The organism is Ideonella sp. WA131b, assembly GCA_023657425.1.
Lineage (GTDB): Bacteria > Pseudomonadota > Gammaproteobacteria > Burkholderiales > Burkholderiaceae_C > Rubrivivax.
This window is the reverse complement of record JAGTJW010000001.1, coordinates 1961334-1981254: the sequence shown is the minus strand read 5'-3', so window position 1 is coordinate 1981254 and position 19921 is coordinate 1961334. Positions and strand designations below refer to the sequence as shown.

The following is a 19921-nucleotide window of genomic DNA, read 5'->3' as shown; positions in this document are numbered from 1 at the left end:
GAACTCGAGCAGCACAGGGCAGTCGGCCCACAGGGCCGACCGCTTCAACTCACGTCGCAGCACCCGCCCGCACAGCCCTTTGCCGCTGCGATGCGTCGAGAGCGAGTGTTTGCACGGCACCAGGCTTCGACAGGCTCAGCCCGAACGGAGGGGAGGACCTCGACACGTTCAGCCCGAACGGAGGGGAGGGCTTCGACAGGCTCAGCCCGAACGGGGAGGAGCGCTTCGACAGGGTCAGCCCGAACGGAGTCGAGGCGCGGCAGGTACGTCGGCAAAGGGCCGGCAACGTGAATCCCGTTCACCATGAAGCCGACATCGACCTGCGCCGACAGACCAACGGACTTCGTGCGCGACTCACAGCGCGAGCGGGCCTCTCAGACCGTGCGGCCGCCGTCCACCGGGAACTCCACGCCGGTGATGAACTCGGCATCGTCGCTGGCGAGAAACAGCGCGGCCTTCGCGATGTCCATCGGCGTCGACAGCCGGCCCAGCGGAATGGTGGCGAGGAACTTCTTGCGGTTCTCGGGCGTGTCGGGCATGCCCATGAACTGCTCGAGCAGCCCCGTCACGCCCATCACCGGGCAGATGGCGTTGACGCGGATGTTGTCGGGCCCCAGCTCGACCGCGAGCGACTTGCTCATCAGGTTCACGGCGCCCTTGGAACTGTTGTACCAGGTCAGGCCCGGCCGCGGCCGCATGCCGGCGGTGCTGCCGACGTTGAGGATGACGCCGCTCTTTTGCTGGCGCATCAGCGGCACCACCGCGTGCACCATGTGGAAGATGCTCTTCACGTTGACGGCATACACCTTGTCGAAGGTGGCCTCGTCGACATCGAGCAGCGGGCCGTTCCGGTGCGTCCAGCCGGCGTTGTTGACGACGATGTCGATGCGGCCGCCGTAGGCCTGGCACGTGGCGGCCACGAGCGAGTCGATGTCGCTGCGCTGCGTGACGTCGCAAGTGTTGGCCATCGACGGCGCGCCGATGCTGGTGGCCACGGCCTGCGCGCCGGCGCCGTTGATGTCGGCCAACATCACCTTGGCTCCTTCGGCCGCGAAGAGGCGCGCGATGCCTTCGCCAAAGCCGCTGGCGGCGCCGGTGACGATGGCGATCTTGTTTAGCAGTCTCATGGCTTGTCTCCTGGAGGGCGCTTCGGGTTCAGGGCCCGTGGTACTGCACGATGGTCTTCACGGTGCAGAACTCCTGCAAGGCGAGAAACCCCTTCTCGCGGCCGTGGCCGCTGCGCTTGACGCCACCAAACGGCAGCTCCACGCCGCCGCCCGCACCATAGGCGTTGATGTAGACCTGCCCGCAGTGCATGGCACGCGCCACGCGCGTCTGGCGGCCGCCGTCGCGTGTCCAGACGGCAGCGATCAGGCCGTAGTCGGTGGCGTTGGCCAGCGCGATGGCATCGGCCTCGTCCTCGAAGGGCATGGCACTCAGCACCGGGCCGAAGACCTCGTCGCAGGCCAGCTCGTGCTGGCGCGGCACCGGGCCGAAGAGCGTGGGCGCCACGTAGTAGCCGCCTGGGTGCACGCCGTCGGCGACGCGGCCCTGCGCCAGCACCGGCAGGCCACTGGCGCGGGCGCGGTCGATGAAGCCCTGCACCCGCTGCTGCTGGGCGCGGTTGATCAGCGGGCCGCAGTCGCGGTCTTGCTCAGGCGTGCCGGCGCGGGTGTGGGCGAAGCGCTCGGCCACCATCGCCACGAAGCGCTCGTAGATGCTCCGTTGCACCAGCAGCCGGCTGCCGGCGCTGCAGGTCTGGCCAGCGTTCTGCGTGATGGCCTTGATCACGAAGGTGGCGGCGCGCTCGAGATCGGCGTCTTCGAACACCAGGTGCGGGCTCTTGCCGCCGAGTTCGAGCACGCACTTCAGCGTGCGCTCGGCGGCGGCCTTCTGCACGATCGTGCCGACCTCGGGGCTGCCGGTGAAGGTGACGAAGTCGATGTCCGGGTGGTGCGTCAGTGCGTCGCCGGCCTCCTCGCCGAGGCCGCAGACGACGTTGAGCGCGCCGTCCGGCAGCCCGGCTTCCTTGGCGATGCCGCACAAGGCCAGCGGCGTCATGCAGGCGTCTTCGCTGGGCTTGAGCACGGCGGCGTTGCCGGTGGCCAGCGCCGGCACGACCGAGCGGCCGAACATCTGCGCCGGGTAGTTCCAGGGCAGGATGTGCGCCGTCACGCCATAGGGCTCGTGCACGACGACGACCTGGAAGTCGTTCAGGTAGGGCAGGTGCTCGCCATGCAGCTTGTCGGCGGCGCCGCCGTAGAACTCGCAGTAGCGCGCGGCCACGACGATGTCGTTGCGCGCCTGGCTCATCGGCTTGCCGGTGTCGCGCGCTTCCAGCTGTGCCAGCGACTCCTGGCGCTCGAGGATGAGCGCGCTCATGCGCATCAGGATGCGGCCACGCTCGGTGGCCGTCATGCGGCCCCAGGCGCCGTTGCGTGCAGCGCGCGCAGCCGATACGGCGGCGTCGATGTCGGCCGCAGTGCCGCGCGGGATTTCATCGAAGGGCTGGCCGGTGGCGGGGTCGATCACCGGCAGCGTCTCGCCGCTGGATGATGCGACCCACTGCCCGGCGATGAAGTGTTGGGCCATGGTGCGTGTCTCCGGTTCGGTGTTTCGGATCTTGCCTGTGCCGCGCCTGGGCAAGAAAAAAGCCACCGCATGATGCATGCGGTGGCTTCGAAATGCTTGGCGGAGTGGACGGGGCTCGAACCCGCGACCCCCGGCGTGACAGGCCGGTATTCTAACCAACTGAACTACCACTCCAGCGGCTTTGGCCAGGAATTCAGGCGCTGTACGCCTTGAATCGCTGTCCCAAGTGCCATCGAGCTGCGTTGCCGCCCCCCGACCAACTTGGCGTCCCCTAGGGGATTCGAACCCCTGTAATCACCGTGAAAGGGTGGTGTCCTAGGCCTCTAGACGAAGGGGACAGGACTGGTTCCGTCTGAACAGAGCCGCATCTTGGTTGGTGGAGGTAAGCGGGATCGAACCGCTGACCTCTTGCATGCCATGCAAGCGCTCTCCCAGCTGAGCTATACCCCCGTTGCACTTTCGTACCCGAAGACTCGGTGCTGTCCAAACAGAGCCCTAGAGTATAGCCCAGGTTTCAGACATGCTGCAGCGCGGCCAGCACGCGCGGCCGTGCAAAGAGCGCCAGGACGGCGTCAATGCTCGGTGTCTGCGAGCGGCCGCACACCAGCACACGCACGGCCGGTGCCAGTTGCGGCATCTTCAGGCCGCACTCGGCCAGCACGGCCTTGATGGCGGCGGCGATGCCGGCCTTGTCCCAAGGCGTGAGGGCCTCGTCGGCGAGACGCTCGCGCAGCGCACGCAGGCCGGGCTTGACCGCGTCGGTCACGTGCGCGGCGAGTTCGGCCTCGGGCGGAGTGAGAGCCACGAACAGCATCTCGCACCAGTCGGCCAGTTCCACCACGGTGCTGCAGCGCTCCTTGAAGAGAGCCGCGGCGCACGCCAGCAACGCCAGGTCGTCAGTCGCCACACCGCGCGTTGCCAGCTGCTCACGCGCCAAGCCAGCCAGCCGATCATCGGGCGCCTGCTTCAGGTGGTGCGCGTTCACCCAGGCCAGCTTGGCGGGATCCCACTGCGCGGGGCTCCTGGCCAGATGGCTGCCATCGAACCACTGCACCATCTGCCCCAGCGTGAACAGCTCGTCGTCGCCATGGCTCCAACCCAGGCGAGCCAGGTAGTTGAGCATGGCCTCGGGCAGGTAGCCGGCGTCCTTGTAGGCCGTGACGCTGACCGCGCCGCGGCGCTTGCTGAGCTTGCTGCCGTCCTCGCCCAGGATCACCGGGCAGTGGCCGAAGAAGGGCAGCTGCACGCCCGGGCCGCCGATGGCGTGCCACAGGTTGATCTGCCAGGGCGTATTGTTGATGTGCTCGTCACCACGAAACACGTGCGTGATGCCCATGTCCATGTCGTCGACGACGACGGCGAAGTTGTAGGTGGGTACCCCCCACGCGGCGGGGCCAGCCGGCGCGTTGTCGGGTGCAGGCCGAAGGATGATCAGGTCGTCGATCTCCTCGTTGCGGATGGTGATCAGGCCCTTGACAAGGTCGTCCCAGGTGACGGCGCCGTCCACCGGGTTGGCGAAGCGCACGACAGGTTGCACACCTTCGGGGGGAACCGGCAACACTTTGCCGGGCTCGGGGCGCCAGCGGCGGTCGTACAGCGTCTTGTCGCCGCGCGCGCGCTGCGCCTCGCGCATGGCATCGAGCTCCTCGGGCGTGGCGTAGCAGCGGTAGGCCAGGCCCTGCGCGATGAGTTGCTCCACCACCTGGTGGTAGCGCTCCAGGCGCTGCATCTGGAAGAACGGGCCCTCGTCGTGGGCCAGGCCCAGCCAGCGCATGCTCTCGAGGATCTGGTCCACCGACGCCTGCGTGGAGCGCGCGACATCGGTGTCTTCGATGCGCAGCACGAAGCTGCCGCCGTGGTGGCGCGCGTAGGCCCAGGAGTACAGCGCGGTGCGCGCCGTGCCGAGGTGCAAATAGCCGGTGGGCGACGGGGCAATGCGGGTGCGGACGGGTCGGTTGAGCGTCATGGGGGTGGGCCGGCGGTGTCAGCGCGCGAGCGCCGACAGACCGCGATCGAGGTCGGTCCTCAGGTCGTCGAGGTCTTCGAGGCCCACGCCCAGGCGGATCATGCCTTCGCCGATGCCGGCGGCGGTGCGCTGGGCCGCGGTGAGCCGCCCGTGCGTGGTGCTGGCGGGGTGGGTGATGATGCTGCGCACGTCGCCAAAGTTGGCCGCGATGCTGCACAGCTCGGTGGCGTCGATCACCGAGAACGCGGCCTCGCGGCCGCCTTTGACGTCGAAGCTCAGCACCGCCCCGCCCTCGCCGTGCTGCTGCCGCATCGCCAGGGCATGCTGAGGGTGCGAGGCCAGGCCGGGGTGGTACACACGCGCCACCGCCGGGTGGGCCTCCAGCCACTGCGCCAGCCGCAGCGTGGCGGCGCTCTGCGCCTTCACACGCACGTCCAGCGTCTCCAGGCCCTTGGCCACGACCCAGGCATTGAACGGGCTCAGGCTCATGCCGGCGCTGCGCATCACGGGCACGAACTTCTCGTTGATCAGCGCTTCGTCAGCGCACAGTGCGCCGGCATTGACGCGGCCCTGGCCGTCGAGGAACTTGGTGCCGGAGTGCATGACGATGTCGGCGCCGAACTCCACTGGCCGCTGCAGCGCGGGCGAGCACAGGCAGTTGTCCACCGCCAGCAGCGCGCCGGCCTCGTGGGCGATGTCGGCAAGCGCCTGGATGTCGCACACTTCGCAGCTTGGGTTCGTGGGCGTCTCGGCGAACAGCAGCTTCGTCGTCGGGCGCATCGCGGCCTTCCACTCGGCCACCTCGGTCTGGCTCACGAACGTGCTCTCGACGCCGAACTTGCCGAACTCGCCCTGCAGCAGCTTGATCGTGGCGCCGAACACGCTGCCCGAGCACACCACGTGATCGCCAGCCTTCAGCAGGCCCATGAACATCAGCAGGATGGCGCCCATGCCGCTGCTGGTGCCGATGCAGCCGCTGGTGCCCTCCAGCGCCGCCAGCCGCCGCTCCATGATGGTGACGCTGGGGTTGGAGAAGCGGCTGTAGACGAAGGCGTCTTCCTCGTTGGCGAAGCGCCGCGCGGCGGTGGCAGCGTCGGGGTGCACGAAGCAGCTGGTGAGGAACAGGGCCTCGCTGTTCTCGCCCCAGGGCGATGGGGGCAGACCCTCACGCACCGCCAGCGTGGCGCGGCGCGTGCCGGGCGCGAAGTGTTTCTTCGGAATCATGCGCGCTCCCCCGGGCCCTGCTGCAGCGCCAGGCGCGAGCGGCCTTCGCCGTCGCCATCCGGCTCGGTTTCGTCGAACTGCAGCTGGCGCTGCGCCCGCAGCGCCTCGAACTCGTCTTCGGTCACGTCGCCGGTGATGTAGCGGCCATCGAAGCAGCTGGCCTCGAAGCCCTGGACCTTGGGGTTGAGCGCCGCCACCACGCGCTTCATCGCATCGACGTCCTGGTAGACCAGCGCGTCGGCGCCAATGAAGGCGCGGATCTCCTCCAGCGTGCGGCCGTGGGCGATGAGCTCTTCCTTCGTCGGCATGTCGATGCCGTAGACGTTGGGGTGCCGCACCGGCGGCGCGGCACTGGCCATGTAGACCTTGCGCGCGCCGGCCTCGCGCGCCATCTGGACGATCTCCTTGCTGGTGGTGCCGCGCACGATGCTGTCGTCCACCAGCAGCACGTTGCGGCCTCGGAACTCCACGCCGATGGCGTTGAGCTTCTGGCGCACGCTCTTCTTGCGCACCGACTGCCCGGGCATGATGAAGGTGCGGCCGACGTAGCGGTTCTTGACGAAGCCCTCGCGGTAGGGCTTGCCCAGCCGGTGCGCGAGCTGCATCGCGCTCGGGCGGCTGCTCTCGGGGATGGGGATGACGACGTCGATCTCGCTGGGCGGCAGCGTGTTGATGACGCGCTGCGCCAGCGTCTCGCCCAGGTTCAACCTCGCCTGGTAGACGCTGATGCCGTCGAGCACGCTGTCGGGGCGCGCCAGGTACACGTACTCGAAGATGCAGGGGTTCAGGCTCGGGTGGTCGGCGCAGGGGCGGGTGTGCACCTGGCCTTGCAGATCGATGTAGAGCGCCTCGCCAGGGGCGAGGTCGCGCACGAGGCGGTGGCCGGTGCCCTCCAACGCCACGGACTCGCTGGCCACCATGAATTCGCGCCCGCTGTCGCTGAGCGCGTCGCCAAAGCACAGCGGGCGGATGCCGAAGGGGTCGCGGAAGGCCAGCAGCCCGTGCCCGGCGATCAGCGCGATGACGGCGTAGCTGCCCTTCACGCGCCGGTGCACGCCGGCCACGGCCTTGAACACGTGTTCGGGCATCAGCGGCAGGTCGCGCGCCACCAGCTCCAGCTCGTGCGCCAGCACGTTGATCAGCACCTCGGTGTCGCTCTCGGTGTTGATGTGGCGGCGGTCGATGTCGAACAGCTCCTCCTTCAGCGCCTGCGCGTTGGTGAGGTTGCCGTTGTGCACGAGCACGATGCCGTAGGGCGCGTTGACGTAGAAGGGCTGCGCCTCCTCTTCGCTGTAGGCGTTGCCGGCCGTGGGGTAGCGCACCTGGCCCAGGCCCACCTGGCCCGGCAGCGCGCGCATGTTGCGGGTGCGGAAGATGTCCCGGACCATGCCACGCGCCTTGTGCATGTAGCACTTGGTGCCCTGCATGGTGACGATGCCGGCCGCGTCCTGCCCACGGTGCTGCAGCAGCAGGAGTGCGTCGTAGATCAGCTGGTTGACGGGGCCGGTGGCGATCGCGCCGACGATGCCGCACATGGTGGAAGCCTCAGGTTCGGATGTGCCGGGAAACGGCCTCGGGCAGCAGCGGCTTCAGCGCCGCCAGGCCCTGGTGCAGCCAGCGCGCACCGTGCGAGCCCTGCCACGCCGCCGATTGTGAGGCCGGCGTGAGCGCCAGCACGGTGGCCAGCGCCAGCAGCAGCACGCCGCCGCGCAGAGCACCGAACAGCGCGCCCAGCAGCCGGTCGGGGATGGAGAGCGGCGTGGCATGGATCAGGAGGCGCACCAGCCGCGCCAGCAGCGCCCAGGCCAGCAGCGCGACCACGAAGGCCAGCGCGAAGGACACCCCGGCATTCAGTCCCGAGCCCGGTGTGCCCACCGGCAAGTGCGGCGCCAGCTGCGGCGAGCCCCACTGGGCGGCAAACCAGGCCACCAGCCAGCCTGCCAGCGACAGCAGTTCAAACACAAAACCGCGGACGAGACCCACCACCACCGACGCTGCCAGCACCCCCAGCAAGGCCCAGTCGACGAAGCCGAGGTCCGGCAGCGTCATGGCCGGGGTGAATCAGGGCGCCAGCACCGCGGCCTGCAGGCCGGCAGCCTTGACGCGGGCGGCCACCGCGTCGGCCTCGGCGCGGCTCTTGAACGGGCCCACACGCACGCGGGTGCGCTTGCCAGTGGGCGAGTCGACGTCCTGCGTGTAGCTGGCATAGCCCAGCAACTGCAGCTTGGCGCGGGCGGCGCGCAGGCGCTCCATGTCGTTGTAGGCCCCGACCTGCACGATCCAACGGCCAGCGGCAGCCTTGGGCGCGGCAGTCGGGGCCGAGGCGCGTGCGGCGGGGCTTGCGGGCGGGGGCGCGGCGGACGCGGTGGGTTTCGAGGCGGTCGGCTTCGATGCGGCCGGGACGGCGGTCGGCGGCTTCACAGCCGCCGTTGCCGCGGCCGCCGGCTGGGATGCCGCGTTGGCGGCCAGGCCCGGCGCCACCGGCTCCACGCCAGCGTCGGCGGGCACCAAGGGCGGCGGCGCCACGGGCGTGGCCGCAGCACGGGCGGCCTGGGCCTCGGCCGAGAGCACGATCGGCGTGTCCCGCGGCAGCGGCCGGGGCTGGGTCTCGAAAAGCAGCGGGAAGCCGATCACGCCCACCGTCAGCAGCAGCACCGCCCCCACCAGCCGGCGCCGCGCCTGCGTGCGCGCAGCAGCGATGGTGGCGTCGTCGGGCGGCGGTGGTGCACCCGAGGAACGCTTCGGCCGTTGCGGCGGTGTGGGCTCGGAGGCCGTGTCCTTGGCGCGGAAGAACGGCAGTCGCATGCGGTCTGGGGCGGGGATTCGGGGCCGGATCAGCCGGGTGTGGGTGCCGATGGCGGTGCGGCGTGCGGGGCGCCGAGCCGCGGCAGGCCCGCCTTGAGCACGCCGCCCACCGTGTAGAACGACCCGAAAACGACGATTCTATCGGCGGGGTCGGCCGCGGCCACGGCGGCCGCCAGGGCCGCGGCAGGATCGCCATGCCGGTGCACCGCGGGTGTGCCGCCGATGCGCCCTGCGGCCGCGGCGCCCACCATCGCCACGAGGTCGTCGAGCTTCGCCGAACGCGCGCTGGGCAAGGGACACAGATGCCAGCTGTCCACCAGCGCAGCGATGCGGCCCAGGAGCGCCGGGATGTCCTTGTCGGCCATCGCACCGAAGACCGCGTGCGTCCGTGGGTAGTAGCCCATCGCGTCGAGGTTGGCAGCCAGCGCGCCCACCGACTGCGGGTTGTGGGCCACATCCAGCACCAGCGTGGGCTGGCCGGGCACGATCTGGAAGCGGCCGGGCAGATCCACCAGCGCCAGGCCCGTGCGCACGGCCTGGGCGTTGATCGGCAGCCGGTCCTTCAATGCGATCAGCGCCGCGATGGCGCCGGAAGCGTTGATCAGCTGGTTGGCGCCGCGCAGCGCCGGATAGCCCATGCCGCTGTAGCGGCGGCCGCGACCGTTCCAGCTCCACTGCTGGCGGTCGCCCTGGTGGTTGAAGTCGCGGCCCACCAGCCACAGGTCGGCGCCGATGGACTCGCCGTGACCCACCACGCTGGCCGGCGGCAGCGGGTCGCTCACCACGCAGGGGCGGCCGGGGCGCATGATCTGCGCCTTCTCCAGGCCAATGGTCTCGCGGTCGGGGCCCAGCCACTCCATGTGGTCGAGGTCGATGCTGGTGATGACGGCGCAGTCGCAGTCGAAGGCGTTGACGCTGTCGTAGCGCCCGCCCAGGCCGACCTCGAGGATGACGACGTCCACCTCGGCCATCGACAAGCAGCGCGCGATGGCCAGGGTGGTGAACTCGAACTGCGTGAGCGTGGTGTCGCCGCGTGCGCGCTCCACGGCCTCGAAGTGGGGCAGCAGCAGCACCTCGTCGACCGCTTGGCCGTTGATCTTGCAGCGCTCGGTGAACCGCACCAGCTCGGGCTTCTGGTACAGGCCGGTGCGGTAGCCGGCGTGGCGCAGGATGCTCTCGAGCATGGCGCAGGTGCTGCCCTTGCCGTTGGTGCCGGCCACCGTGATGACGGGCACTTCGAAGTGGATGCCCAAGGCGCGGGCCACCTGGACCGTGCGCTCCAGCGACAGGTCCAGGGTCTTGGGGTGCATGGCGGCGCAGTGCGCGAGCCAGTCGGATAGGGATGGGCGATCGGTCATCTCAGTCGCAGAGATCCGTTCGCGCTGAGCCTGTCGAAGCGCCCGTGGTTCTCGTGGGCTTCGACAGGCTCAGCCCGAACGGTGGAGGGCTGGGGCGCGGTCGTGGGCGGCCTACGCCACGGCGTCGGCCGACTGCCGCTGCAACAGCGCCAGCAGCCGCGCCACGGTGGGCCGCAGCTGGCGGCGGTCGCAGATCATGTCGAGCGCGCCGGTGCCGAGCAGGAACTCGCTGCGCTGGAAGCCCTCGGGCAGCTTCTCGCGCACGGTGTTTTCGATCACGCGCGGACCGGCGAAACCGATCAGCGCCTTGGGCTCTGCGATGACCACGTCGCCCATGAAGGCGAAGCTGGCCGACACGCCGCCCATCGTGGGGTCGGTGAGCACGCTGATGTAGGGCAGATTCGCCTTGGCCAGACGGGTGAGCGCGGCGTTGGTCTTGGCCATCTGGAGCAGGCTCAGCAGGCCCTCCTGCATGCGTGCGCCCCCGGTGGCCGTGAAGCTCACGAAGGGCACCTTCTGCTCCACCGCGGCCTCCACGCCACGCGTGAAGCGCTCGCCCACCACGCTGCCCATGCTGCCGCCCATGAACTCGAACTCGAAGCAGGCAGCCACGACCGGCACGCTCATCACGGCGCCGCCCAGCACCACCAATGCGTCGGTTTCGCCGGTGAGCTCCAGCGCGGCCTTCAGGCGCAGCGGGTACTTCTTGCTGTCCTTGAACTTCAGTGCGTCGACCGGCAGCACCTCCTGCCCGATCTCCCAGCGGCCCTCGGGGTCGAGGAAGGCATCGAGCCGCTTGCGAGCGCCGATGCGATGGTGGTGGTCGCACTTGGGGCAGACGTTGAGGTTGCCTTCAAGGTCGGCTTTGTAGAGCACCGTCTCGCACGACGGGCACTTGATCCACAACCCCTCGGGCACCGCGCGGCGCTCGGCCGGGTCGGTGGGCTGGATCTTCGGCGGCAGCAGTTTTTCGAGCCAGCTCATGGGAACGTGCTCCTGGTGGGGTTGGCGCTCAGGCGTCGAGCGCAGCGCGGATCTCGGCCATGAAGGCGCGGGCCGCGAGGGGCGCATTCTCGCGGGTTTGGGATTCGATCAGCTGGATCAGACGGGTGCCGATCACCACGGCGTCCGACACCGCCGCCACAGCCCGGGCGCTGGCGGCGTCGCGGATGCCGAAGCCCACGCCCACTGGCACGCTCACGTGGGCGCGGATGCGGGGCACCATCTGCGCCACGGCCTCGGTGTCCAGGTGACCCGCGCCCGTGACGCCCTTGAGCGACACGTAGTAGACGTAGCCGCTGGCCACGCGGCCGACCTGGGCCATCCGCGCGTCGGTGCTGGTCGGAGCGAGCAGGAAGATGAGGTCCAGGCCGGCTTGCCTGAGTTGCGCGGAGAAAGCCTCGCACTCCTCGGGCGGGTAGTCGACGATCAGGAGGCCATCGACGCCGGCCTCGGCTGCGGCGCGCACGAATGCGCTGTCTTCACCAGGGTGGCCGTGCTTCTGGTCATAACGCTCCACTGGATTTGCGTAGCCCATCAGCACCACCGGCGTGGCCTGGTTGGTGCGACGGAACTCGCGCACCATCGCCAGCACCTGCGGCACACCGATGCCACGCGCCAGCGCGCGTTCGCTCGCCTTCTGGATGACGGGACCGTCGGCCATGGGGTCGGAGAACGGCACGCCAAGCTCGATGATGTCGGCGCCGCCGTCGGCCAACGCCTGCATGATCTGCGGCGTGACGTCGGCGTAGGGATCGCCGGCGGTCACGTACGGAATCAGCGCCTTGCGGCCCTGGGCCTTGAGCGCGGCCAGCGTGGTGGCGATGCGGCTCATTGCGGCCTCCGCAGGGCCACCCCAAGGTGGCCGGACGCCCCCTCGGCGGGCAGCGAGCGATAGCGAGTGTGGGAGCTCATTGCTTCACGCTCTGGCCGCGGCAGGACGGCCGGCAGTAGAACTCGGCGCCGGTCAGGTCGGCCACGGTGCCGATGTCCTTGTCGCCACGGCCGCTGAGGTTGACGAGCAGATGCTGGTCGGGGCGCATCGTGGCCGCCAGCTTCATCGCATGGGCCACGGCGTGGCTGCTTTCCAGCGCCGGGATGATGCCCTCGGTGCGGCACAGGCGGTGGAAGGCCTCCAGCGCCTCGGCATCCGTCACGCCCACGTACTCGGCGCGGCCGATGTCCTTGAGGTAGGCGTGCTCGGGGCCGACACCGGGGTAGTCGAGGCCGGCGCTGATGCTGTGCGTCTCGGTGATCTGGCCGTTGTCGTCCTGCAGCAGGTAGGTGCGGTTGCCGTGCAGCACGCCGGGCGTGCCGGCCGAGAGGCTGGCCGCGTGGCGGCCACTGGCGATGCCCTGCCCGGCCGCCTCCACACCGATGAGGCGCGTGCCCTCTTGCGGGATGTAGGGGTAGAAGATGCCCATGGCGTTGCTGCCACCACCCACGCAGGCCAGCACCGCGTCGGGCTGGCGACCCACCTGGCGCTGCATCTGCTCGATGCACTCGTCGCCGATCACGCGCTGGAAGTCGCGCACCATCATCGGGTAGGGGTGCGGGCCGGCCACGGTGCCGATGATGTAGAAGGTGTTCTCGACGTTCGTGACCCAGTCGCGCAGCGCCTCGTTGAGCGCGTCCTTCAGCGTCTTGCTGCCGCTCTCGACGGGCACGACGCGGGCACCCAGCAGGTGCATGCGGTAGACGTTGGGGCTCTGGCGCTTGACGTCCTCCGAACCCATGTAGACCACGCACTCCATGCCGTAGCGGGCGCAGATCGTGGCGGTGGCCACGCCGTGCTGGCCGGCGCCCGTCTCGGCGATCACGCGCGGCTTGCCCATGCGGCGCGCCAGCAGCGCCTGGCCGATGGTGTTGTTGACCTTGTGCGCGCCGGTGTGGTTGAGGTCCTCGCGCTTGAGGTGGATCTGCGCGCCGCCGAGCTCGCGGCTCAGGCGCACGGCGTGGTAGATCGGGCTGGGCCGGCCCACGAAGTGCGCCAGCTCATGCCGGAACTCGGCCACAAACTCGGGATCCTCGCTGTACGCCGTGTAGGCCGCCTCGAGCTCGGCCAGCGCATGAACGAGGGTCTCGGCAACGAAGGTGCCGCCGTAGAAGCTGGGCTGGCCGTTGGGTCCGGCCACGGGGCCGAAGTGCCCGCGCGCGTCGGGCTGCTGGTACTCGAACATGATGCGGATGGGTCCTCTAGAGGGCGGCTTCGGCGATGCGGGCATCGGCCTCGCGCACCGCCTGGCAAAACCGGCGCATCAGGCCGGCGTCCTTCACGCCCTTGGCCTGCTCCACGCCGGAGCTCACGTCAACGGCCCAGGGCCGGACGAGCCGCACGCCATCGGTCACATTGGCAGGATTCAACCCACCAGACAAAACGACCGGAGCGGGCACGTTGCGTGGAATGAGTGACCAATCGAAGACCTTCCCACCGCCACCGAAACCCTCGACGAAGGCGTCGAGCAGCAGGGCCTGGGCGCTGGCGTAGCGCGCGGCGCAGTCTAACAAATCGACCTCGTGGCCCGAGCCTGGCGTCCCCATGCGCACGGCGCGCAGATAAGGTCTTGCCGCCGCCTCGCTGACGCTCTGGCAGAAGGCCGGGGTCTCGTCACCGTGAAACTGCAGCACCGCCTGCGGCACGGCCTGCACGCCCGCGGCCACTTCGGCCGGGGTGGCGTTGACGAACAGCAGCACCGGCGTCACGAAGGGCGGCATGCGGGCCACCAGCTCGCGCGCCCTCGTCGGCGTCACGGCGCGCGGGCTCTTGGCGTAGAGGTTGAAGCCCAGCGCGTCGGCGCCGGCCGCACAGGCGGCGTCGACATCGGTCTCTCGCGTGAAGCCGCAGAATTTGATGCGGGTACGGTGCATGGGGCTCGGGCCAGGGTCAGGGCATCAGCCAGGGCGCGGCAGCCACGGTCTCGGGGATGCCGAGCGCAGGATCGTAGTACGGCCCCAGGAAGCACAGCCCGTCGGGACTGAAGGTGGGTGCGGCGGCGTCGCGGTCGCGCGCGGTCAGCACCTCGGCCATCCAGCCCGGCGGCCGGCGGCCGCTGCCCACCATCACCAGGCTGCCCATGAGGTTGCGCACCATGTGGTGCAGGAAGGCGTTGCCGTCGAATTCGAAGGTCCACCAGCCGGCCATGGGCTGGCCGCGGAAAGCGATGTCGATGCGCTTGAGCGTCTTCACCGGCGTCGGCGACTGACAGGCGCTGGAACGGAATGAGCTGAAGTCGTGCGTGCCGACGAGGTGAGCAGCCGCTTCGCGGAGCGCGACGGCATCCAGCGGCCGGAAGGTCCAGCCCACGAGGCCGGCATCGAGCGCCGGCCGCGCGGGCGACTCGCGCAGCAGGTAGCGGTAGCGCCGGCCGAGCGCGCCGTTGCGGGCGTGGAATCGCTCGCCGACCGGCATCGCCCATTGCACGGCGATGTCAGCCGGCAGGAATCGGTTGGTGCCCCGCACCCACGAGAACGCTTCGCGCTCGACGGCGACGTCGGCGTGCACCACCTGGTTCAGCGCGTGCACGCCGGCATCGGTGCGACCGGCGCACACGGTACGCACAGGCTGGTCGGCAAACGCGGCCAGCGCCTGCTCCAGCGCGTCCTGCACGGTGCGGCAGCCAGGCTGGCTCTGCCAGCCGTGGTAGGCGCCGCCGCGGTAGCTGACGCCGAGCGCCAGGCGCGACGGCATTCGTGCGTCAACCCAGCTTTTCGAGCATGCCCAGGGCCTTGGCCTTCAGTGCACCGTCGGCCTTGGACACGACCTCGTCGAGCAGGTCTCGGGCACCTTCAAGGTCGCCGATCTGGCGGAACTCCTCGGCCAGCTCCAGTTTGCGCGCCAGCGGGCCGTCGGCGGTGCTGTCGCCCGGCGCCGCCGGCTCGGCGCCGAAGTCGAGCAGGCTGCCCGCCTCCGACTCCACCGGGGCCGCGGCAGGTGCCTGCGCCGCGTCGGGCTGAGCGTCGAGGTCGAAATCCAGGCTGACGTCCGGCTTGGCCGCTGGCGTGGGCTTGTCCGGCGACCCTGGCTGCGATTGCTCTTCGCGGCGGGCAGGGGCCGGCTGATCAACGCGCACCGTCCCGGACTCGGGCTCGAGCGCGACCTGCGGGGGGACAGGCTGCGTCGTCTCGACGGGGCGAGGCGGGGTGTCGCCACCGAGGTCGAGTTCCAGGTCGATGCCATCCAGGACGGCGTCAACCGCGGGCTCGAAGTCCGGCGGCTGCGAAGCTGCTGTCTGGGGCAGGGTGGGCGCGCCGAGCGGCTCCGTCGCCTGGGCCACGGGGCCGGACTCACCTTCGGGCTTGCCGCCCGGCTGATACAGGGGGTTGTCCGGGTCGATGCTACGGCCGAGCTCCTGCGCATTCGTCCAGTCCTCGCCTTCGCCGCGGGTGAGGTTGAACATCTGGGTGGCCAGGAGTTCGAAGCTCTTGATGTCGCGCCGCTTGGCGTACACCTCCAGGAGCTTGCTGCGAATGGCCATGCGCTCGGGGTTTGAGCGCATGGCCTCCTTGAGGATCTCCTCGGCCTGCAGATCGCGGCCATAGGCCAGGTAGACGTCGGCCTCGGCCACGGGGTCGACGTCACCGATGGCGTCGAGCTGGCTGAGCGAGTAGCTCATCGACGAGGTGCCGCCCGTGGCGCTGGCGGCGGCCTGATGCGTGTCGATGCGCTGGCCTCCGCTGGCGCCGAAGAAACTGTCGGGCTGCAGTCGGCTCTTCAGGAAGGAGGTCTCGCTGGACAGCTTGCGCAGCTTGCCCAGCAGGCGGTAAGCGGTCAGTCCACTCAGCAGCAGCAGCAACGCACCGCCGGCAGGCAGGAGCAGCGAGTTCCCGCTCAATGAATCCAGGAACCCGCCGCTGTCGGCCTGGGAGACCGGCGCCAGGGGCTTGGCAGGAGCGGCGGGAGCAGACGCCGGCGGCGGCGCTGAGGCCGGCAAGCGGGGTGCCGCTGCAACCGGGGGGGAGGACGACCTGGCTGGGGCGGAACCCGGGGCTGCCGGGACGGCGGCGCCTGGCCCCTGCTGCAGTTGCTTCAGTTGGTCGACGTTGCGCGACATCTCCGCGATGCGCGTGCTGGCTTCCTTGCGCTCGGTTTCCCTGGAGACCTGCGCCTCGGGCGATGTGGGCTTGACCCCACCCTGCGACAGGATCAGCCGCTCGGGCGCCGAGGCGGCTCCGGGGCGGCGGTCTTCGACCTGGGCCCGCACCTGACCAGTGGCCCGACGCGCCGGCGTGTCCACTGGCGCAGCCGTGATGCCCTGGGCCAGACGCCGGCGGTAGGCGTCGAAATCAGCGCTGTGCGCCAGGATGATCTGCCGCGCTTCGGCAGGCGACACCTGGCTCGCCACTTCAGCCGACGGCACGGTGAGCAGGCTGCCGGCCTTGAGCCGGTTCATGTTTTCGCCCATGAAGGCCTGCGGGTTGGCGCGGAACAGCGCCACCAGCATCTGGTCGAGCGACACCCCCGCGGGCACGGTGCGACCGGCGACTCGCGACAGCGTATCGCCCCATACGACGCGCACCGGGTCCCTGCCCTGCCTGGGCCGCGCCGCCACAGGGGCGGGCGTCGGCGCGGCCGCCAGCGGCGCCGAGGCCGGGGCCGACGCCGGGGTGACCGACGGCGGCGCCAGGGGCGTGATCGTGGCCGACGCGGGCGCGGCCACGGCCGACGCTTCGGCCGGCACCTGCGCGGCGGGACGCGCCTGCGGCGCGTCGAACAGCATCGAGTAGTCGCGCACCAGCTGGCCGCTGGCCCAGGTGGCCTCGACGATCAGGCCGACGAAGGGATCGAGCACGGCCCGCTCGCTGCGCACCTCCAGCACCTGCTGCCCATTGCGCTGCACCAGCTGCACGGAGGTGCCGGGCAGCACGGCGTTGTAGTCGACACCGGAAGCGCGGTACACCTCCGGCGGCGCCACGCGCAAGCGCAACGAGGCGGCTTCTTCGGCCGTGATGCTGGTGACCTCGATCTCGGCGCGCAGGGTCTCGCCGAGGGCGGATTGCAGCTGAAGACGGCCCAGGCCCAGGGCCCAGACCTGGCTGCCCCAGAGACAGGCGGCGGCGACAGCGATGCCTCGGAGCGCAGACCGCACCGTGGACTTCAAGCGTTGATTCAAGGCGGATCCCCCAGGCCAAAGGGCCGCTGTTCCCTGCATGGGCAGCCCTGCTTCGTGACACGTCAGCGCGCGCACCATGCCCCCTGGGCGCTGCGCACCAGGCGGCGTGAATGGCGAAAACGCAAAAGTATCGGGCATATTGGCGCTGAATCTCGCAGGGAGCCTGACATTGACGGGGCTGCAAGCCTTTGCTTCACGGGGCGGCACAGCGCTTGACCAAAGGCAACGGCCCACCGTCCGCCGCATCAGGCCTGCAGCAAGATGCGCAGCATGCGGCGCAGCGGCTCGGCGGCGCCCCACAGCAGCTGGTCGCCGATGGTGAAGGCACCCAGGTAATCGTCGCCGAGCGCCAGCTTGCGCACGCGGCCCACCGCGATGTCCATCGTGCCCGTCACCGCCACCGGCGTGAGGCCGCGCACGGTGGCCTCTCGGGTGTTGGGCACGAAGCGCACCCAGGCGTTGTCGGCGCGGATCATCTGCTCGACGTCGGCCAGCGGCACGTTCTTCTTCAGCTTGATGCTCAGGCTCTGGCTGTGGCAGCGCATGGCGCCGACGCGCACGCAGGTGCTGTCGATGGGGATGGCCGCCGTGCCGGCGAAGCCCGGGCCCCGACCGAGGATCTTGTTCGTCTCGGCGCCGCCCTTCCACTCCTCCAGGCTGGTGCCGTCACCGCGGTCGACGTCGATCCAGGGGATCAGGCTGCCGCCCAGCGGCACCATGAAGTTCTTCGTCTCTTCTGCACTGAGGCCACGCTGCGTGGCCGCCACCTGGCGGTCGATCTCGAGGATGGCGCTGGCGGGGTCGTCGAGCAGCGGCCGCACGGCCGCGTTCAGCGTGCCGTACTGCGTGAGCAGCTCGCGCATGTGCTGCGCGCCACCGCCGCTGGCGGCCTGGTAGGTGGTGGCCGTCATCCACTCCACCAGATCGGCCTTGAAGAGGGCGCCCAGGCCCATCAGCATGCAGCTGACGGTGCAGTTACCGCCGACGTAGTCCTTCACGCCCTTGGCCAGCGCGTTCTGGATCACGTGCATGTTGACGGGATCGAGGATGATGACCGCGTCGTCGTTCATGCGCAGCGTCTTGGCGGCGTCGATCCAGTAGCCCTTCCAGCCGGCGGCGCGCAGCTGCGGGTAGACGGCCTTGGTGTACTCGCCGCCCTGCGCGGTGATGACCACGTCGCAGCGCTTCAGCGCGCCGATGTCGTTGGCGTCGAACAGCTTCTTCTCGTTCTTCGCCTGCACAGGTGCGGCACCGCCGGCATTGCTGGTGCTGAAGAAGAGCGGCTCGATGAGCGCGAAGTCACCTTCGGCCTGCATGCGGTCCATGAGGACCGAGCCGACCATGCCGCGCCAGCCGACGAGGCCGACCACGGGATTGGAAGAGAGTGCCATCTTGATTGCCTTTTTCCGAGAGTTTCGGACCCCTGGTGTTCCCGGTTCGAATCGCCGGGGTCCTGGGGTGGAGGCGAAACGATCCGAGACCTAGGAGCGTGGGCGGCAGAAATCCAGCCCCGCGCCGGGGCGGCCAAAGTCACTGGCGTAGGCGCGTCGCGCAGCGCGGGCTTGACGCCCGCGCCAGCGGCGCAACACCCGCCAGCGGCTTTGGCCGCCCCGGCCCTTCGGGTTGGGCCGATTTCGGGGCCCATGCGGCGTTGCCACGCTGGCCCGGGCGCACAGCCCGGGCTGCGCGCGGCGCCTGGCCTGGGCCCCGAAGTCGGCCCAACGCGGGGCTGGATTTCTGCCGCCCACGCTCCTAGGTGGTCTTGGTAATGGTTTTGCCAGCGCTCTGGTCCAGGACGGCGGCAACCACCGCATCACCCATCTCGCGCGTGCCCACCTTGGTGGTGCCTTCACTCCAGATGTCGGCCGTGCGCAGGCCGGCCGCGAGCACGGCCTTGACGGCGGTGTCGATGCGGTCGGCGGCAGCCGGCTGGTTGAGCGTGAAGCGGAGCATCATGGCAGCAGACAAGATTGTAGCCAGCGGGTTTGCAACACCCTGACCGGCGATGTCGGGCGCGCTGCCGTGGCTGGGCTCGTACAGGCCCTTGCCGTTCTTGTCGAGGCTGGCGCTGGGCAGCATGCCGATCGAGCCGGTCAGCATGGCGGCTTCGTCCGACAGGATGTCGCCGAACATGTTGCCGGTGACGACGACGTCGAAAGCCTTCGGCGCCTTCACCAGCTGCATGGCGGCGTTGTCGACGTACATGTGCTGCAGCTCCACGTCGGGGTACTGCGCGTGCACCTCGGTGACGACGTCCTTCCAGAACTGGAAGGTCTCCAGCACGTTGGCCTTGTCGACGCTCGTCACCTTCTTGTTGCGTTTGCGTGCGGCCTGGAACGCCACGTGCGCGATGCGCTCGATCTCCGGCCGGCTATAGCGCATCGTGTCGAAGGCTTCTTCGGCGCCCGGGAAGTGCCCGTCCACCGCCGTTCGGCGGCCGCGCGGCTGGCCGAAGTAGATGTCGCCGGTGAGCTCGCGGATGATCAGGATGTCCAGGCCCGCCACCAGCTCGGGCTTCAGCGACGAGGCGTGCGACAGCTGCTCGTAGCACAGCGCTGGGCGGAAGTTGGCGAACAGGCCCAGGTGCTTGCGCAGGCCGAGGATGGCCTGCTCGGGGCGGAACTGGCGTTCGAGCTTGTCGTACTTCCAGTCGCCCACGGCGCCGAACAGCACCGCGTCGGCGTCCTTGGCCAGCTGCAGCGTGCTGTCGGGCAGCGGGTGGCCGTGCGCCTCGTACGCAGCGCCGCCAACGAGGGCAGTTTCGCTCTCATAGCGCAGCTCCAGCGCGTCGAGCACACGCACGGCCTCGCGCACGATCTCGGTGCCGATGCCGTCGCCCGGCAGGATGGCGATCTTCATGGTCTTGT

General features: G+C 69.8%; 16 protein-coding genes and 3 tRNA genes. All 19 read right to left on the bottom strand.

Annotated elements, in window-relative coordinates; all coding sequences use genetic code 11:
- Window positions 1-374 precede the first annotated feature (374 nt).
- Window positions 375-1127: a glucose 1-dehydrogenase gene (locus KA711_09160; protein ID MCM0609149.1), complete on the bottom strand. Its 753-nt coding sequence runs from the start codon at window positions 1125-1127 to the stop codon at window positions 375-377.
- Between the two features lie 28 nt (window positions 1128-1155).
- A complete protein-coding gene (locus tag KA711_09155; GenBank protein MCM0609148.1) occupies window positions 1156-2592 on the bottom strand; it encodes an aldehyde dehydrogenase family protein in 1437 nt (478 codons plus the stop codon).
- Window positions 2593-2689: 97 nt separating this feature from the next.
- Window positions 2690-2766, bottom strand: a tRNA-Asp gene (locus KA711_09150).
- 88 nt (window positions 2767-2854) lie between these two features.
- Window positions 2855-2930 (bottom strand) — tRNA-Glu (locus tag KA711_09145).
- 36 nt (window positions 2931-2966) lie between these two features.
- Window positions 2967-3042, bottom strand: a tRNA-Ala gene (locus KA711_09140).
- 64 nt (window positions 3043-3106) lie between these two features.
- Window positions 3107-4558 carry a glutamate--tRNA ligase gene (locus KA711_09135; protein ID MCM0609147.1) on the bottom strand — a complete coding sequence of 484 codons (1452 nt, stop codon included), beginning with the start codon at window positions 4556-4558 and terminating at the stop codon, window positions 3107-3109.
- A gap of 18 nt (window positions 4559-4576) precedes the next feature.
- Window positions 4577-5782: an O-succinylhomoserine sulfhydrylase gene (locus tag KA711_09130; GenBank protein ID MCM0609146.1), complete on the bottom strand. Its 1206-nt coding sequence runs from the start codon at window positions 5780-5782 to the stop codon at window positions 4577-4579.
- Window positions 5779-7317 carry an amidophosphoribosyltransferase gene (purF, locus tag KA711_09125; protein ID MCM0609145.1) on the bottom strand — a complete coding sequence of 513 codons (1539 nt, stop codon included), beginning with the start codon at window positions 7315-7317 and terminating at the stop codon, window positions 5779-5781. Before purF ends, KA711_09130 begins: the two co-directional genes overlap by 4 nt.
- A 10-nt stretch (window positions 7318-7327) precedes the next feature.
- Window positions 7328-7825: a CvpA family protein gene (locus KA711_09120; protein ID MCM0609144.1), complete on the bottom strand. Its 498-nt coding sequence runs from the start codon at window positions 7823-7825 to the stop codon at window positions 7328-7330.
- A gap of 18 nt (window positions 7826-7843) precedes the next feature.
- Entirely contained in the window at window positions 7844-8587 is a 744-nt protein-coding gene (locus tag KA711_09115) for an SPOR domain-containing protein (protein MCM0609143.1), read from the bottom strand.
- A gap of 29 nt (window positions 8588-8616) precedes the next feature.
- On the bottom strand, window positions 8617-9945 hold the full coding sequence (gene folC / locus KA711_09110; protein ID MCM0609142.1) for a bifunctional tetrahydrofolate synthase/dihydrofolate synthase: 1329 nt from the start codon (window positions 9943-9945) through the stop codon (window positions 8617-8619).
- Window positions 9946-10056: 111 nt separating this feature from the next.
- Window positions 10057-10929 carry an acetyl-CoA carboxylase carboxyltransferase subunit beta gene (locus KA711_09105; protein ID MCM0609141.1) on the bottom strand — a complete coding sequence of 291 codons (873 nt, stop codon included), beginning with the start codon at window positions 10927-10929 and terminating at the stop codon, window positions 10057-10059.
- 28 nt (window positions 10930-10957) lie between these two features.
- Window positions 10958-11779, bottom strand: a complete 822-nt coding sequence (gene trpA / locus KA711_09100) for a tryptophan synthase subunit alpha (GenBank protein MCM0609140.1) — start codon at window positions 11777-11779, stop codon at window positions 10958-10960.
- 76 nt (window positions 11780-11855) lie between these two features.
- Complete coding sequence (gene trpB, locus KA711_09095; GenBank protein MCM0609139.1) at window positions 11856-13124, bottom strand: tryptophan synthase subunit beta; 1269 nt, start codon at window positions 13122-13124, stop codon at window positions 11856-11858.
- Window positions 13125-13140: 16 nt separating this feature from the next.
- A complete protein-coding gene (locus KA711_09090) occupies window positions 13141-13812 on the bottom strand; it encodes a phosphoribosylanthranilate isomerase (GenBank protein MCM0609138.1) in 672 nt (223 codons plus the stop codon).
- A gap of 16 nt (window positions 13813-13828) precedes the next feature.
- On the bottom strand, window positions 13829-14632 hold the full coding sequence (gene truA, locus KA711_09085; protein MCM0609137.1) for a tRNA pseudouridine(38-40) synthase TruA: 804 nt from the start codon (window positions 14630-14632) through the stop codon (window positions 13829-13831).
- 7 nt (window positions 14633-14639) lie between these two features.
- The gene (locus tag KA711_09080; GenBank protein ID MCM0609136.1) at window positions 14640-17093 is read right to left on the bottom strand and encodes a hypothetical protein; all 2454 of its coding nucleotides are present in this window, start codon (window positions 17091-17093) and stop codon (window positions 14640-14642) included.
- Window positions 17094-17299: 206 nt separating this feature from the next.
- Window positions 17300-18445, bottom strand: a complete 1146-nt coding sequence (asd, locus tag KA711_09075; GenBank protein MCM0609135.1) for an aspartate-semialdehyde dehydrogenase — start codon at window positions 18443-18445, stop codon at window positions 17300-17302.
- Window positions 18446-18806: 361 nt separating this feature from the next.
- Window positions 18807-19913 carry a 3-isopropylmalate dehydrogenase gene (leuB, locus tag KA711_09070; protein ID MCM0609134.1) on the bottom strand — a complete coding sequence of 369 codons (1107 nt, stop codon included), beginning with the start codon at window positions 19911-19913 and terminating at the stop codon, window positions 18807-18809.
- Window positions 19914-19921: the final 8 nt, after the last annotated feature.